General features: G+C 58.5%; 14 protein-coding genes. All 14 read right to left on the bottom strand.

The annotated features are described in order from the left end of the window. Positions 1-7: 7 nt before the first annotated feature. Positions 8-1027 carry a flagellar motor switch protein FliG gene (gene fliG / locus QRN31_RS23115; protein ID WP_007894195.1) on the bottom strand — a complete coding sequence of 340 codons (1020 nt, stop codon included), beginning with the start codon at positions 1025-1027 and terminating at the stop codon, positions 8-10. Then, complete coding sequence (fliF, locus tag QRN31_RS23110) at positions 1020-2807, bottom strand: flagellar basal-body MS-ring/collar protein FliF (protein WP_285434765.1); 1788 nt, start codon at positions 2805-2807, stop codon at positions 1020-1022. The genes fliG and fliF overlap by 8 nt, the downstream gene beginning before the upstream one ends. Positions 2808-2821: 14 nt before the next feature. Next, positions 2822-3151, bottom strand: a complete 330-nt coding sequence (gene fliE / locus QRN31_RS23105) for a flagellar hook-basal body complex protein FliE (protein ID WP_008072611.1) — start codon at positions 3149-3151, stop codon at positions 2822-2824. A 145-nt stretch (positions 3152-3296) separates the two neighbouring features. Beyond that, positions 3297-4682, bottom strand: coding sequence for a sigma-54-dependent response regulator transcription factor FleR (fleR, locus tag QRN31_RS23100; RefSeq protein WP_285434763.1), 1386 nt, complete (start codon positions 4680-4682; stop codon positions 3297-3299). A 5-nt stretch (positions 4683-4687) separates the two neighbouring features. After that, positions 4688-5893, bottom strand: a complete 1206-nt coding sequence (locus QRN31_RS23095) for a sensor histidine kinase (RefSeq protein WP_285434762.1) — start codon at positions 5891-5893, stop codon at positions 4688-4690. Between the two features lie 128 nt (positions 5894-6021). Further along, a complete protein-coding gene (locus QRN31_RS23090) occupies positions 6022-7497 on the bottom strand; it encodes a sigma-54 dependent transcriptional regulator (protein ID WP_090181532.1) in 1476 nt (491 codons plus the stop codon). 169 nt (positions 7498-7666) lie between these two features. Beyond that, a complete protein-coding gene (fliT, locus tag QRN31_RS23085) occupies positions 7667-7963 on the bottom strand; it encodes a flagellar protein FliT (RefSeq protein WP_259151135.1) in 297 nt (98 codons plus the stop codon). A gap of 10 nt (positions 7964-7973) precedes the next feature. Continuing rightward, positions 7974-8369 (bottom strand): flagellar export chaperone FliS, encoded by a 396-nt coding sequence (fliS, locus tag QRN31_RS23080; protein WP_285434761.1) that lies wholly within the window; start codon positions 8367-8369, stop codon positions 7974-7976. Positions 8370-8500: 131 nt separating this feature from the next. Further along, a complete protein-coding gene (gene fliD, locus QRN31_RS23075; RefSeq protein WP_285434759.1) occupies positions 8501-9922 on the bottom strand; it encodes a flagellar filament capping protein FliD in 1422 nt (473 codons plus the stop codon). 82 nt (positions 9923-10004) lie between these two features. Beyond that, complete coding sequence (locus QRN31_RS23070) at positions 10005-10367, bottom strand: flagellar protein FlaG (RefSeq protein WP_222585231.1); 363 nt, start codon at positions 10365-10367, stop codon at positions 10005-10007. A 72-nt stretch (positions 10368-10439) separates the two neighbouring features. Next, complete coding sequence (locus QRN31_RS23065) at positions 10440-11291, bottom strand: flagellin domain-containing protein (RefSeq protein ID WP_090181524.1); 852 nt, start codon at positions 11289-11291, stop codon at positions 10440-10442. A gap of 245 nt (positions 11292-11536) precedes the next feature. Continuing rightward, on the bottom strand, positions 11537-11803 hold the full coding sequence (locus QRN31_RS23060; protein ID WP_285434757.1) for a hypothetical protein: 267 nt from the start codon (positions 11801-11803) through the stop codon (positions 11537-11539). Continuing rightward, positions 11800-13092, bottom strand: coding sequence for a motility associated factor glycosyltransferase family protein (locus QRN31_RS23055; protein WP_285434755.1), 1293 nt, complete (start codon positions 13090-13092; stop codon positions 11800-11802). The genes QRN31_RS23060 and QRN31_RS23055 overlap by 4 nt, the downstream gene beginning before the upstream one ends. Positions 13093-13176: 84 nt before the next feature. Then, the gene (locus QRN31_RS23050; RefSeq protein WP_285434754.1) at positions 13177-14103 is read right to left on the bottom strand and encodes a ketoacyl-ACP synthase III; all 927 of its coding nucleotides are present in this window, start codon (positions 14101-14103) and stop codon (positions 13177-13179) included. Positions 14104-14145 lie beyond the last annotated feature (42 nt).

Genomic DNA, 14145 nt, shown 5'->3' with positions numbered 1-14145 from the left:
AGTGACCTTAGATCATCTCTTCGCCGCCCTTCCCGCCGAGAACGATTTCTCCGGCTTCGGCCATACGGCGGGCAATGGTGAGGATTTCTTTCTGTGCGGTTTCCACGTCGCTGACGCGCACCGGGCCCTTGGCCTCGAGGTCGTCGCGCAACAGTTCGGCCGCACGCTTGGACATGTTCTTGAAGATCTTCTCCTTGACGCCTTCGTCCGAACCCTTGAGGGCCAGCACCAGCACGTCGGAAGACACTTCGCGCAGCAATGCCTGGATCCCGCGGTCGTCGACATCGGACAGGTTGTTGAACACGAACATGAGGTCTTCGATCTGACCGGACAGGTCTTCGTCGACTTCGCGAATCGAGTCCATCAACTGGCCTTCGATCGAGCTGTCGAGGAAGTTCATGATATCGGCCGCGCGCTTGATGCCACCCAGGGTGGTGCGCGAGGCATTCGAGTTGCCGGAGAACTGCTTCTCGAGAATCTGGTTGAGTTCTTTCAGCGCGGCTGGCTGCACCGTGTTCAACGAGGACACTCGCAGAATGATGTCCAGGCGCACCTTGTGGTCGAAGTTGCCCAGCACTTCACCGGCCTGGTCCGGGTCGAGGTACGCCACGACGATCGCCTGGATCTGTGGGTGCTCGTAACGGATCACGTCGGCGACGGCGCGCGGTTCCATCCACTTCAGGCTGTCTAGGCCACTGGTGTTGCCGCCCAGCAGGATGCGATCGATCAGGCCGTTGGCCTTATCTTCGCCCAGTGCCTGGGTGAGCATTTTGCGCACGTAGTCATCGGAACCGACGCCCAGGCTGGTCTGGTCGCCGACGATGTCGACGAACTCGCTCATGACCTGCTCGACCTGTTCGCGGTGCACGTTGCCCATCTGGGCCATCGCCACGCCCACACGCTGGACCTCCTTGGGCCCCATGTGGCGCAGCACTTGCGCAGCATCGGTGGAACCGAGGGACAGCAGCAGAATCGCGGCTTTGTCGACCTTGGTCAGTTTGGCGGCAACGGCTCGGTTATCACTCATCTGCGTTAATCCACTCTTTCACGACCTGGGCCACACGGCCCGGATCTTCTGCCACCAAACTCTTGATTGCGTTCAACTGCGCGTCATAGCCTTCGCTCGGGCTCGGCAGCAGGATGCTGGTCGGGCCACCGAGGCTGACGCGGTCGTTGGACAGTTCGCCGTCCAGGCCGCCCATGCCACCGAGTTCCACGTCGCTGCCCAGACCTGCAAGTTGCTTGCCTTTGCCGCCACCGGTGATGTTGTTGAGCACCGGGCGCAGCACGCCGAACACCAGCACCAGGATGAACAAGACACCCAGCACTTGCTTGACGATGTCCCAGAACCACGGCTGGGAGTAGAACGGAATATCGGCAATCACTTCACCGCGCTCGGCGGAGAACGGCATATTGATCACGCTGACGCTGTCACCACGACTGGCGTCGAAACCGACGGCGTCCTGGACCAGGCGAGTGAAGCGCGCCAATTCGTCGGCGCTCCACGGTGCACGGGTGGTTTCGCCGTTGGATGCGTTGACCTTGACCTGATCGTCCACCACCACCGACACCGACAAGCGATTCAAACGCCCCTGCTGCTGCTTGGTGTGGCTGATGGAACGATCAAGCTCGAAGTTCTTGGTGGACTGTTGACGCTTGTCCGCCGGGTACGGTGCCAGCATCGGCTGACCGGTAGCCGGGTCCATGATTTGCTGGCCGTTGGCATCGATCAATGGCTGGCCTGGCTGAACCATGCCGGCCGCTGCGGTGCTGCCACCGGTGGTTTGCGGCGCAGAGGCCGGCGACGGCGGCTGGTTGCTCAAGGCACCCGGCACACCTTGCGGGCCATTGCTGGCGGTGCGTTGTTCGTTGACCGACTGCTCGCTGCGCAACGCCGGTTGATCCGGGTTGAATTGCTCGGACGTCGACTCGATGGCGCTGAAGTCCACGTCGGCCGAGACTTCGGCTTTATAGCGATCATTACCCAGCACCGGTTGCAGGATGTTGTGCACGCGCTGGGTCAGCATGCTTTCCATGCGACGGCTGTAATCGAATTGCTTGCCGGCCATGGTCAGTTCAGAATTTTCCGCCTGATCGGACAGCAGGTTGCCCTTCTGGTCGACCACGGTGATCTGCGATTTGCTCAGCTCGGGAACACTGGTTGCCACCAGGTTGATGATCGCCAGTACCTGGCCCGGCTCCAGCGAGCGGCCGGAATACAGTTCAACCAGGATCGACGCGCTTGGCTTGCGCTCGTCACGCACGAACACCGAGCTTTTCGGAATCGCCAGGTGCACGCGGGCACCCTTGACGTTGTTCAGGCTGGAAATGGTGCGCGCCAGTTCGCCTTCCAGGCCACGACGATAACGGGTCGCTTCCATGAACTGGCTGGTCCCCAGGCCCTGGTCCTTGTCGAGGATTTCAAAGCCGATGTTACCGTCGCTGGGAGTGACACCAGCAGCCGCGAGCTTGAGCCGCGCACGGGACACGTCATCGGCCTTGACCAGCAAGGCACCGGAGTTGGGTTCAACGGTGTAGGGAATGTCGGCAGCGGCCAGGGTTTCCATGACCTGTTTGGCATCCATGCCGGCAAGACTGCCGTACAGAGGCCGGTAATCCGGCTGCTGGGACCACAACACCACGGCAAAGCCAATCGCCACGCTCGCAGCCAGGCCGACCAACAGGCCCACCTGACGCAACATGGTCATCTCGGAGAGGTTTTCCAGGAAGGACAATCCGAACAGCGGCGGTTTGCCGTCTACCGGAGTGGCCTTGGCCGGAACGTTATCGGCGATTGCTTCTGCCATGACTCAATACGTCCTTAAACCGGCATCTGCATGATGTCTTGATAGGCCTGAACCAACTTGTTGCGCACTTGGGTCAACGCCTGGAAAGACACGCTCGCCTTCTGCGAGGAAATCATCACGTCCGTCAGGTCGACGCCGCTCTTGCCAATCTCGAAGGCGCTGGCCAACTGATTGGATGCTTGCTGCGTGTCATTCACTTTATTGACAGCCTGACCGAGCATGTCGGAAAAGCTGCTGCCACCCAGTTCTGGAACGGCGGCAGTCGATTTCGGCGCAGACATGGCATCCATTTGCATGGAACGCATGTCCAGCATCAACCGATTGAATTCAATACCTTGGCTCATGGCTTCTCTCTTTGACGAGCTTACGTCGTTGGCGACCCGCAATTTTTTGACACTCACTCGGCGGGTAGTGAGGTGTTAGCAACAAGGGTGCCAGCTCCGTGGCCGTTCTGAACAAAAGCCCTTCCCGAGCGTTGTCCCTGACGAATCAGGTGGCGAACAAGTAGGCTTCGACGTCCATTCCGGCGTCGCGCATCTGCGCCAACTTGTAGCGCAAGGTGCGCGGGCTGATGCCCAGCCGCTCGGCCGCTTCCTTGCGACGACCACGCTCAGCACGCAAGGTGTCGATGATCATCTGAAATTCACGACGTCGCAGGTCATCGCCCAGCGCTCCGCCCGACTCGGCTTCAACCTCGACTGCGCGCACGGGTACCGCCGCCAACACCGGCAACGGCGCGCAGGCCACCGGCCCGGACAGGCAAAAATCCTGCGGCTGGATCAAACCGCCCTGCTGCAGAATCAGCGCGCGCTGGATAGCGTTATCCAGCTCACGCACATTGCCCGGCCACCGATAAGCAATCAGGCACGCTCGCGCTTCGGGCGAGAGTGTTGCCGCCGCATGCTTCATTTTATTGACGTGTTTGGCCAGCAGGCGCTCGGCCAACGGCAGGATGTCGGCGGTACGCTCGCGCAACGGACGCCAGGCCAGCGGGAACACCGACAGCCGATAATAAAGGTCTTCACGAAACCGTCCCGCCGCCACTTCACCGGCCAGGTCGCGGTTGGTGGTGGCCACGACCCGAATATCCAGGGTGATCGGTTTGCGCGCGCCGACACGCTCGACTTCGCGCTCTTGCAAGACGCGCAGCAACTTGGCCTGCAGGCCGAGGGGCATCTCAGAAATTTCGTCGAGCAGGATGGTGCCGCCATCGGCCTGTTCGAATTTGCCAGCCTGCGCCGCTATGGCGCCGGTGAACGAACCTTTTTCATGACCGAACAACGTGGCTTCGAGCATGTTGTCCGGGATCGCGGCGCAATTGATCGCAATGAATGGCTGAGTGGCGCGATGGGAATGCTGGTGGATATAGCGCGCCAGCACCTCTTTGCCGGTACCGGACTCGCCAGAGATCAACACGGTAGAGTCACTGCGCGCGACCCGCGCCGCCAATTCCAGCAGTTGCGCACTGGCAGGCTCGAACGCAATCGGCCCTTCGCTTTCGCCCGCACCGAGATTACCCAGCGCGTGTCGCGCCACCAGATCGAGCAAGGCCTTGGGCTCGAACGGCTTGACCAGATAATCCGCCGCACCTTGACGCATCGCATCGACCGCACGCTCGACAGCGCCGTGAGCGGTCATCAGCAACACCGGCAACTGTGGCTGTCGCGCTCGCAGCAAGCCGAGCAATTGATGCCCGTCCATGCCCGGCATATTGACGTCGCTGATGACCAGGTTGAACGCCTCGACAGCCACCGTCGCCAGCGCCTCTTCGGCCGAACCGACCGCCGTGTAATCGTGCCCCGCGAGCAGCAGCGTATCGGCCAGCGCTTCGCGTAGCGCGCGGTCGTCCTCGACCAGTAAAACCTTGATTGCCATGTCCTTCACTCGGCTCCCTGAACGCTGGTTTGTTCACCCGAAAAAAGCGGCAGGATGACCTGCGCACACGTGCCGCGACCTGGCCGCGAACGCAATTGCAATTCTCCTTGATGAGCGCGGGCCACCGCTTTGACCACGGTCAACCCCAGGCCTGTGCCGGTGGTCTTGGTGGTAAAAAACGGCTCGCCCAGACGCGCCAGGACACTTGCCTCGATACCACTGCCGCTGTCACTGACGCATACGCGCAGGGTGTTTTCACGCGTATAGAGATGAACCTTCAGACGCACATTGCCGGCACTGGCCTGAATCGCGTTCTCGATCAGGTTGAGGATCGCCCCGATCAGGGTGTCGCGATTGCATAGCAATTCGCCGGCATGACTGTCGCACTGCCAACGGATCGGTAACTCCTGAACATGGGTCAGCGCCGCCGATTGCAGCGACTGCATCAACACCTTGGGCGTGACGCGATCTGTCAGCGGCAACTCGCCGCGAGCGAACACCAGCATGTCGCGCACCTGATGTTCGAGCTCATGCAAACGCTCTTTCAAGCGTCCGGCAAATCGCTGCTGCGTGGCCACCGGCAGTTCCTGCTCGGTCAAGTGACTGGCATAGAGCAAAGCGGCCGACAACGGCGTACGAATCTGATGAGCCAAGGAAGCGACCATCCGGCCGAGAGACGACAGGCGCTCATGGCGAGCCAGCTGGCCTTGCAGTTGACGGGTTTCAGTCAGGTCGTTGAGCAACACCAACTGACCCGGCTCGGCATCCAGCGAGCGGGTGGCAATCGACAGACGCCGACCGTCCTTGAGAGAGATTTCGTGACCGTCGTCTTCGCGAGGTGCAAAGCAGCGGGCAATGACATGGCGCCAGAGTTCGCCTTCGAGGGGCAGACCGAGCAGTTCGCATGCCGCCGGGTTGGCTTCGCGCACGATGCCTTGGGCGTCGATGACGATAACGCCGCCGGGCAACAGATCGAGGAGGTTTTGCAGGCGATTGGCCAGGCGTTCTTTTTCCGCCAGCTCCTGCATGCGCTGGGCACTGACCACCGCCAGCTCACCCTTGAGCTCGGTGACCCGGGCTTCAAGCATGCTGTAGGAATCGGTCAACTGGCTCGACATCTGGCTGAACAGCGCAAACGCCTGCTCAAGGCCAAGCCGGCTTGCCTGCTCTACGGACGACGGTTGCCCCGAAGTGTCAGGGACAGGAGACATCTGGGCGGCTTGGGGCATCGTGCTCTCTCGCTTGGCTGACCGTCAGTTAAACGGAACGTTGCGAGGGATGTAGCAATACCCGTGCCTAAAAAAAACCGCCCATAAATGAACGACTTGAAAAACAGGCGTCAATCATCCGCCTGTTCATCTCCATCGCGACGGCTCATGCCGTACTTGCGCATCTTCTCCACCAGCGTGGTGCGGCGAATGCGCAGGCGTTCAGCGGCACGGGCGACGATACCGTTGGCATCATCCAGCGCCTGCTGAATCAGACCCTGCTCCAGACCACCGAGGTAGTCTTTCAGGTCCAGGCCTTCAGGTGGCAGCATGGCGTTAGCGGTGAAGTCCGGGGTGTGACCATTGATGGCCACCCGCTCTTCAAGATCGCTGCGCAGGCTGTCGACCATCTGTTCGTCTTCGTCATCGACGTAACGGAATTTCTTCGGCAACTCGACCACGCCGATCACCCCGTACGGATGCATGATCGCCATGCGTTCCACCAGGTTGGCCAGTTCGCGAACGTTGCCCGGCCAGCCGTGGCGACACAGCGACATGATCGCCGCCGAGTTGAAACGGATGGAACCGCGCTTCTCGTGCTCCATGCGCGAGATCAATTCGTTCATCAGCAGCGGTATGTCTTCGACACGTTCGCGCAGGGGCGCCATCTCGATCGGGAACACGTTCAGGCGATAGTACAAGTCTTCGCGGAAGGTGCCGATCTCGATCATGCTTTCGAGATTCTTGTGGGTCGCCGCGATGATGCGCACGTCGACGCTCTGAGTCTTGTTACTGCCCACGCGTTCGAAGGTGCGCTCCTGCAACACGCGCAGCAACTTGACCTGCATCGGCAGCGGCATGTCGCCGATTTCGTCGAGGAACAGGGTGCCACCATTGGCCAGTTCGAAACGCCCGGCGCGGCTGGTGATTGCGCCGGTGAAGGCACCCTTCTCGTGACCGAACAGTTCGCTTTCCAGCAACTCGGCCGGAATCGCCCCGCAGTTGACCGGCACGAACGGCGCATCGCGACGCTTGGAGTGATAGTGCAGGTTACGCGCAACCACTTCCTTGCCGGTCCCGGACTCGCCAAGGATCAGCACGCTGGCGTCGGTATCGGCCACTTGCTGCATCATCTGACGGACGTGTTGAATCGCCCGACTGGTGCCGACAAGGCTACGGAAAAGATTGGGTTCGCGATGACGACCGCGCTCGCGGGCCTGGTCATACATCTCGCGATAGACCTGGGCACGGTGCAGTGAGTCGAGCAATTTGCTGTAGCTGGGTGGCATTTCGAGGGTCGAAAGCACTCGGCGACGCTGGTCTTCCGGCAATTCAACGGAAGAATTATCGCCCATCAGCAAAACCGGAAGGAACTCATCCCAGGTTGCGAGTGTCTTTAACAGGCCCGGAAGTGCGCCAGGAGCATTGACCGTCCCGATAAGGACACAGATCACTTCACGACTTGATGACAAAGAGCCGACCGCCTGCTGCCAGTCATGGCTCCCGCAGGGTAAATTTTCTTCACCGAGAAAATTTAAAATCACCGCCAGGTCGCGGCGACGGACGCTATCGTCATCAATCAGCAGAATTTTGGTTTCACGCCACATGCAATAGCAACTTCCCTAGTCAACTCAATGCCCGAAATGAGGGGGCAAGCTAGACGCTTGCAGACACGTTATGCCTGTAGACGCCTGAAATCTGGAACCAGCCACTAGTTAAGTCAAAAAACCGTGCACAGTCAAATTTATGGCGCACTATGTTTGGATTAACTGCGGATTAACCAAACAGATGGTAAACCTTTGCTGCGTTCTGTGCTTGGTGGATCTGGGACATCTCGTCGACAATCGCCTGCCTCTCCCCCATCGCCACCTCGAGAAGTTCCTTGTAGACCCCCAGCAACTCCTCCAGGTTGGCACGCAACGCCACCTCGTCCAGCGAGTCTTCATTCAAGACGTCTTCCATGCAGGAACGGCAATCAAGGTCCAATTGACCGATAGCTTCCCAGTTGCGCTCGGCCAATGCTCCGACCAACGCTTCACGGGTGTGTTCGATTCGCTGCAATACAAGACTCATGATGATCTCCTTAAAACTGCGGACCTGGCGCGGCGATGGCGTCCCAGCCTTCTTTGACCGTGCGCAGCAAACCTGCGACTTCGTCGAGAATAAGCGGGTCGCTCTTGATGTTCGCCTCGGCGAGGCGCTTCATCATGTAAGCGTAGAGGCGGTCGAGCTCGCCGACAGTTTCCGCAGCCTTTTCAAGATCCAGGCCTTCACGCAAGCCACCAATGATCCCGATGGCCTTGCTGATAGACACACCCTTGCCGGGAATGTCATTGCGCTCCATCGCGCCTTTGGCCTGAGCGATGCGATCCAGACCACCCTCCATCAGCATTTGCACCAAGCGATGCGGACTGGCTTCTGACGTCTGGGCCTGAGCCCCGACCTTCTGATATTGCCGAAGGGCTAACCTCGGATTCATGTTCTACCTCACTGCCACTCAATGACTCGTATGATCAGTGTATCGTCTTCGAGACTGAAAACTTTAGACCAGAAGACAAAAACCCGGCACACGCCGAAAAGCGTAGCCGGGTTTTTGTCGTCAGCCCATATCTACCTGCTGGACTGCTGAGCGTTCAACGTCTGGAAGAAGCCGGTGATGTTGCTGGCAGTGGCCTTCATCTGGCCGACCAACAGATCCATCGCGTTGTACTTGGCCGTCAGGGATGCGGTGAGGTTGGTCACGCGTATATCCAGCGCCGTCTGCTGGCTGCTCAGATCCTTCTGGACCTTGCCCAGGTTGCTGCTTCGCTGATCCAGAATCCCGCCAGTCTGGGAGTAAGGCGTGATCGCTGCCGACATACGCGTCAACAGGCCATTTTTTGTGTCAGTACCCGTGAACAGGTTCTGTACCGAACTGCTCATCCCGGGGGTTGCCATAGCCTTGGCGTACTTGGTTGGGTCGATGGTCAGCGTACCGGTCTTCTGATCGGTCTGAATACCCAACTGCGACAGTACCGACAACTGACCGCCCGCTCCAGGCGCTACCAGCTCATTGCGCACAGCAGTGATCAAGTTCCGCGGCAACGAGTCACCGGTCATTGCCGCGCCGATGGTCGGCTTGCCTGAGTCGTCCAGACTTGGCTTGGTCAGAGCGGTCAGGGTGTTGATGACGTTGTTATAGGCATCGACGAACGACTGCAGCGAGGTCTTCAGGCCATCGGTGTTAGTGCCGACGGTGACCGTAACCGGCGTGGCACTTTTCGCCAGCAAGGTCATGTTGATGCCACCCACCGCCTGGCTGATCGTGTTGCTTTTACTGGTGACGGTAAGGCCATCGATTGTGACCGACGCATCCGAAGCCAAGCCACCAATGTTGCCAGAAGCGCCTGCAGCAGGAGTGGTCCCCAGGCTATTGGTTCCGTCGATTTCCAGCCCGGCAATACCGCTGACCGTAAGATCGGAGCCCGCGCCTGTCACCGTCGAACCAATGACCAATCGCGAACCATTGCCGTCGGTCACGATGTTGGCGCTGATGCCTTTGCCTTGAAGCGTGGTGTTGATCGCGTCACGGGTCGACTGCAACGTCGCGCCGCTCGCGATGGTCACCGGGTAATCAATACCATTTTGACTGATTTTCAACGTACCAGTCGGAATGGCACTGCTGGCACCGCCGGCAAACGCCGCGCTTGCCACTTTGGAGCCGGTCGCCAGGTTGTTCACTACAACGCTATAGCTACCATTTACCGCGGTGTTATCAGACGTGACGGTCAACGTGGTCGGCGTACCCGACGTCGCGGTAAAACCGGAAAACGCAGGCGCGTCTTTCTTACCGAGGTTGGTCATGGCCGTCTGGAACGCTGCGAGAGCCGATTTCAACGAGCCGGTAGCAGAAATCTTGGCCGTGTTGATGGACGTCTGTTTGGTGATCAGCGTCTGCTTGGCCGATTTGTCGGAGTTGACCAGCGCGGTCACGATCGCACCGATGTCGAGACCGGAGCCTAGGCCCGAACCCGGTAGAATTGGACTTGCCATGTGCATCTCCTTGTCTATGTGCTGCCGGTCTATTGACCACTAGCCGCGGTCAATGATCGTACAAACACGTTTCATGCCAGTGTCAGGCTTTGGCATCGAACAATACGTTTCTGGCGTTGTGCAGGCTTTCAGCCAGTTTCATGGCTTCGGCGGATGGAATCTGTCGGATGACTTCACCGGATTCGCTGGCAATCACCTTCACGATGACCTTGCCCGTCGACTCATCGATGGAAAACTCCAGGTTACGCTTGACCGACTGAACGAACTTTTCGATCTCCTGAACGGCCATTTTCAACTTATCCGAGTTGTCCGAATCTGAGCTTTTACCCGTTGCAGCAACAGGCTGGGTGCTTTCAGCGCTAGGCTTTTCGGCCGGCTTATCAGTAGTGCTGACCGCCGACTTCACGGCTGGGTAAGACAAGTTCAGCTTAACGCTCATGTCCATGACCATCACCTCTTAAACGGAAAAAGCGAGAGAGCACGCAAGCGCACCCCCCCGCTAAAACTCAATCCGATATTACTGAAGCAGTTTCAGTACAGCGGATGGCAGCTGGTTAGCCTGGGCCAGAACAGCGGTGGAAGCTTGTTGCAGAGTTTGCTGTTTGGTCAGGTTAGCGGTTTCTGCGGCGAAGTCGGTATCTTGTACGCGACCTTGTGCAGCAGTAACGTTTTCAGTGATGTTTTGCAGGTTGGAGATGGTGCTGGTCAGACGGTTTTGCGAAGCACCCAGGTTTGCACGGGTTGCACCGATGGCAGCGATTGCAGCGTCGATCGCGGTGATCGCGTTGTCGATGTTCGAAGCGGCAGCAGCGCTGGTAGCACCGGTCAGAACAACAGTACCGCTACCTACGGACAGGCTGACGGCGTCGAACTTGGAGCTCAGAACCAGGTCGATGTGGTTTGCAGAACCGGTGTTGGAACCCACTTGCAGGGTCATGGTGCCAGCCGAACCGTCCAGCAGTTGCTTGCCGTTCAGGTTGGTCGAAGCCGCGATACGAGTCAATTCGTCAGACATCTGACCGAATTCAGCGTTGGTTGCGGTCTGGTCAGCAGTACCGTTGGTGCCGTTACGTGCTTGTACAGCCAGTTCACGCATACGTTGCAGAATGTTGGTCGATTCTTGCAGAGCGCCTTCAGCGGTCTGAGCCATCGAGATACCGTCGTTGGCGTTTTTTACCGCAACGTTCTGGCCGCGAATCTGGCTGGACATACGGTTGGAGATCTGCAGGCCAGCAGCATCGTCTTTAGCGCTGTTGATTTTCAGGCCGGAAGAAAGACGAGACATCGAAGTCGACAGAGCGTCGGCGGCACGGTTCAGGTTTTTCTGAACGTTCAACGACGTGGTGTTGGTGTTTACTGTTAAAGCCATGACGAATTCCTCGTTGGTTGGGTACTGCGGCTTCCGGCCCTGGCAACCGCCGGGTATGGCCTAGAGAACCTTCGTAATAGTTATCGTCGGGATTGCAGGTTGCTTGAGGGCTTTTTAAAAAAAAATTGCCATCACACTGCCATCGCCTAAAAAACAAGGGCTTAGCCGCCCCTAACCAACCGAAAAATGACGCCATAAAACTGTCCGACACCCAAACATCCCAACCAGAGCTGTCCGCCCCGTTTTTAAACCTGAACGCTGTCCAGCAAATCCACCAATTCGTACTCCATGAAATCAGCAAGCCCGAGCCAATCCTGACGCTCCTGACAGGCCAGCATTTGCGTGAGCACCTGCGTCCACTTCAGTTGCACATCCTGGGGCGCCGCAAGCAAAAGCCGCTGAGCCTCGTCGAACAGATCAACCATGGTCAACGCCGCTTCGACATCCCGGCCCAGGCGAAATAACCCTGCACATTGACGGCATTCGTTGATGCATTGCGAAAGCGCGCTCACTGCACGAACTCCGGATTGAACTGTGTGCCGGCAATCATCGCGCCCGCCCGACTGCTGTTAAGGAAACGTACCTTGGGGTGCCCGGCGATGTATCGCTCCAGCTCGCACAGGTAGCTGCGGAAATTCAGCTGCGTGCGGACCCTTTCGCCATACCCGTCGCGCACCCAGTGCCGGGCCAGATTCACCCCGGGCCCCAAATCCCCGTCGCGCCAGCCGGCATGCGTCTTGTTCATCGGAAAGGCAAAGTCGGCACCAAACAACGTAATACACCCGGCGCCCATTTTGACGGCCAGGTCCACGGCCGGATGAATCACGCTGCCGCCTACATACAGTTCCGCCCTGGCGTGCTGGCGACGCAAGGTGGCGTAGATCGGACTGGCAGAGTAACCGCCATAGCGCTTGCCCTTCCACGCTTTCAACACTTCAGGATCGCTCATCGGCAGGTACACCAGCGGAATGCCGTCGGAGTCCTCGAAGGGCAAGTGCCGAAAGCTGATGCGCTGGTCAATGCTCACGACCAGATCAGGCTTGATCCCGTGCTCTCGCAACGGTCGGTAGGCGGTATCGACGCAAATGAAAAAAGGCCGTTGCGCCTGCTCACGTATCGCCGCCAGTTGCTCGAAATGGCTTTCAAGGCTTGGCCCGGTGGCGATCACATAGACTTCCTGGCCGGCGCACGTATTGAACAACTGAGCAACGTCGTCGTCGGCGAGTAGCACGTCGAGACTGTCCTGCAAGCGCTGGAGAATAATCGGGGATTGCGGATCGAATTCGCGATTATTGAAACTCAGGTGGACTTCGCTGACCAGGCGATCGCGAATCTTTGCATTGAAGTCATCCGCCAGCACCATCTCCGAAGGCAGTGCAAAAAATGGCGTGTAGATATCCGCTTGATCACCGGCATACAGCAGCTCTATCCGAGGATCGTCGAGCCATTGGCGCTGATCAAGCAACTGCAGCACCAAGGCAAACAGGGCACCGTTGAGGATATGCACGTACAGCCGCTCAAGCTCGTTGCGCTCCAGCAGGACCGTCGGCAAATCGCCCAGCCCCGTGCCGTAGACATGCAACTGTGGCTTGCCGGTCGGCAGGCTGGCCGCCTGCACCCGGGCTTCGTGGACGCGATCATGACGACTGGTGAGTTGAATGCCATCGATGCTCAGCGTCGACCCCAACCCTTCGGACAATTCAGCCTGGATCGCCGTACTGTCTTCCAGCATCAGCCTGGCGTAAAGCATCGGCCAGCGCCGTTCTATCACCCGAGCATTGTCGTCAAAGCTTTCGCTCATGCTGCCTCACTGTTTTCGCAGGCAAAAAAATAGCGTTCAAAATGTACACCTTGAACGCTATTTTTTGTATTGGTGGGTGGTGGATCAAGGACGATAGATAATCGCCGAGCCCCACGACAGCCCTACACCAAAACCACTCAGTGCAACCCGCTTCCAGTCGGAATCCAGGACGTGCTTCTCAAGTAGCAAAGGAATGCTCGACGACACCGTGTTGCCAGTCTCGACCATGTCCTTGATGAATTTCTCAGGATCGCCTTCAAAGCGTCGCGCCACCGCATCGACAATCGCCGCACTGCCTTGATGGATGCAGAAAGCATCGATATCGGCAGCCGTCAGTTGCGAGTCGGCCAGCAACTCGTGCAAGTGCGCCGGGACTTTGAGCAACGCAAAGTTGAACACCTGGCGACCGTTCATGAAAAACACGCCATCGGTCACCTTCAGGTGCGGCGCGCCGGAACCGTCGGTGCCGAACTTGGCTTTGCCCAACTGCCATGGAGCGTTTTCACCCATCCAGGTCGCGGTGGCAGCGTCGCCAAAGAGCATGGTGGTATTGCGGTCTTCCGGATCGACGATCTTGGAGTACGGATCGGCAGTGATCAGCAGGCCATTTTTCAAGCCGGCGGCTTCCATGAAGCCCTTGATCGCGTAGATGCCATAGACGTAGCCGGAACAACCCAGGGAAATATCGAACGCGGCAACAGTGGTCGGCAGACCGAGCTTGTCCTGAACGATGGCAGCGGTGTGCGGCAGGCCTTCTTCGTCGCCGTTCTGGGTGACGACGATCAGCACGTCGATGGCGTCGCGTTTCAGATCAGGATTGTTGGCAAACAGCGCATTGGCTGCTTCGACACACAGGTCGGAGGTTTCCTGCCCGGCGTCTTTGCGCGGCAGGAAAGCCGAACCGATTTTGCCCAGGATGAATTCTTCATCCTTTTCGAATTTTGCACCTTGTGCGTAATTGTCCACGCCGGCTACAGGAACGTAGCTCGCAATGCTTTTTATGCCAATCATTACGGCTTCCCAATAATAAACAGCCCAATACCACCGCTCGTA

This window comes from Pseudomonas sp. fls2-241-R2A-110 (assembly GCF_030209165.1).
In the GTDB taxonomy this organism is placed as follows: Bacteria; Pseudomonadota; Gammaproteobacteria; order Pseudomonadales; family Pseudomonadaceae; genus Aquipseudomonas.
The sequence above is the reverse complement of the archived record's forward strand: the minus strand, read 5'-3'. Positions and strand labels throughout refer to the sequence as shown.

Bases quoted from the DNA above. Each gene is read 5' to 3' on its own strand.
- QRN31_RS23055 (WP_285434755.1), bottom strand. From the start codon at position 13,092: ATGAGCGAAAGCTTTGACGACAATGCTCGGGTGATAGAACGGCGCTGG.
- QRN31_RS23090 (WP_090181532.1), bottom strand. From the start codon at position 7,497: ATGTGGCGTGAAACCAAAATTCTGCTGATTGATGACGATAGCGTCCGT.
- fliE (WP_008072611.1), bottom strand. From the start codon at position 3,151: ATGAGCCAAGGTATTGAATTCAATCGGTTGATGCTGGACATGCGTTCC.
- QRN31_RS23050 (WP_285434754.1), bottom strand. From the start codon at position 14,103: ATGATTGGCATAAAAAGCATTGCGAGCTACGTTCCTGTAGCCGGCGTG.
- fliT (WP_259151135.1), bottom strand. From the start codon at position 7,963: ATGAGTCTTGTATTGCAGCGAATCGAACACACCCGTGAAGCGTTGGTC.
- fliS (WP_285434761.1), bottom strand. From the start codon at position 8,369: ATGAATCCGAGGTTAGCCCTTCGGCAATATCAGAAGGTCGGGGCTCAG.
- QRN31_RS23095 (WP_285434762.1), bottom strand. From the start codon at position 5,893: ATGTCTCCTGTCCCTGACACTTCGGGGCAACCGTCGTCCGTAGAGCAG.
- fliG (WP_007894195.1), bottom strand. From the start codon at position 1,027: ATGAGTGATAACCGAGCCGTTGCCGCCAAACTGACCAAGGTCGACAAA.
- QRN31_RS23070 (WP_222585231.1), bottom strand. From the start codon at position 10,367: ATGGACATGAGCGTTAAGCTGAACTTGTCTTACCCAGCCGTGAAGTCG.
- fliF (WP_285434765.1), bottom strand. From the start codon at position 2,807: ATGGCAGAAGCAATCGCCGATAACGTTCCGGCCAAGGCCACTCCGGTA.
- fleR (WP_285434763.1), bottom strand. From the start codon at position 4,682: ATGGCAATCAAGGTTTTACTGGTCGAGGACGACCGCGCGCTACGCGAA.
- QRN31_RS23065 (WP_090181524.1), bottom strand. From the start codon at position 11,291: ATGGCTTTAACAGTAAACACCAACACCACGTCGTTGAACGTTCAGAAA.
- fliD (WP_285434759.1), bottom strand. From the start codon at position 9,922: ATGGCAAGTCCAATTCTACCGGGTTCGGGCCTAGGCTCCGGTCTCGAC.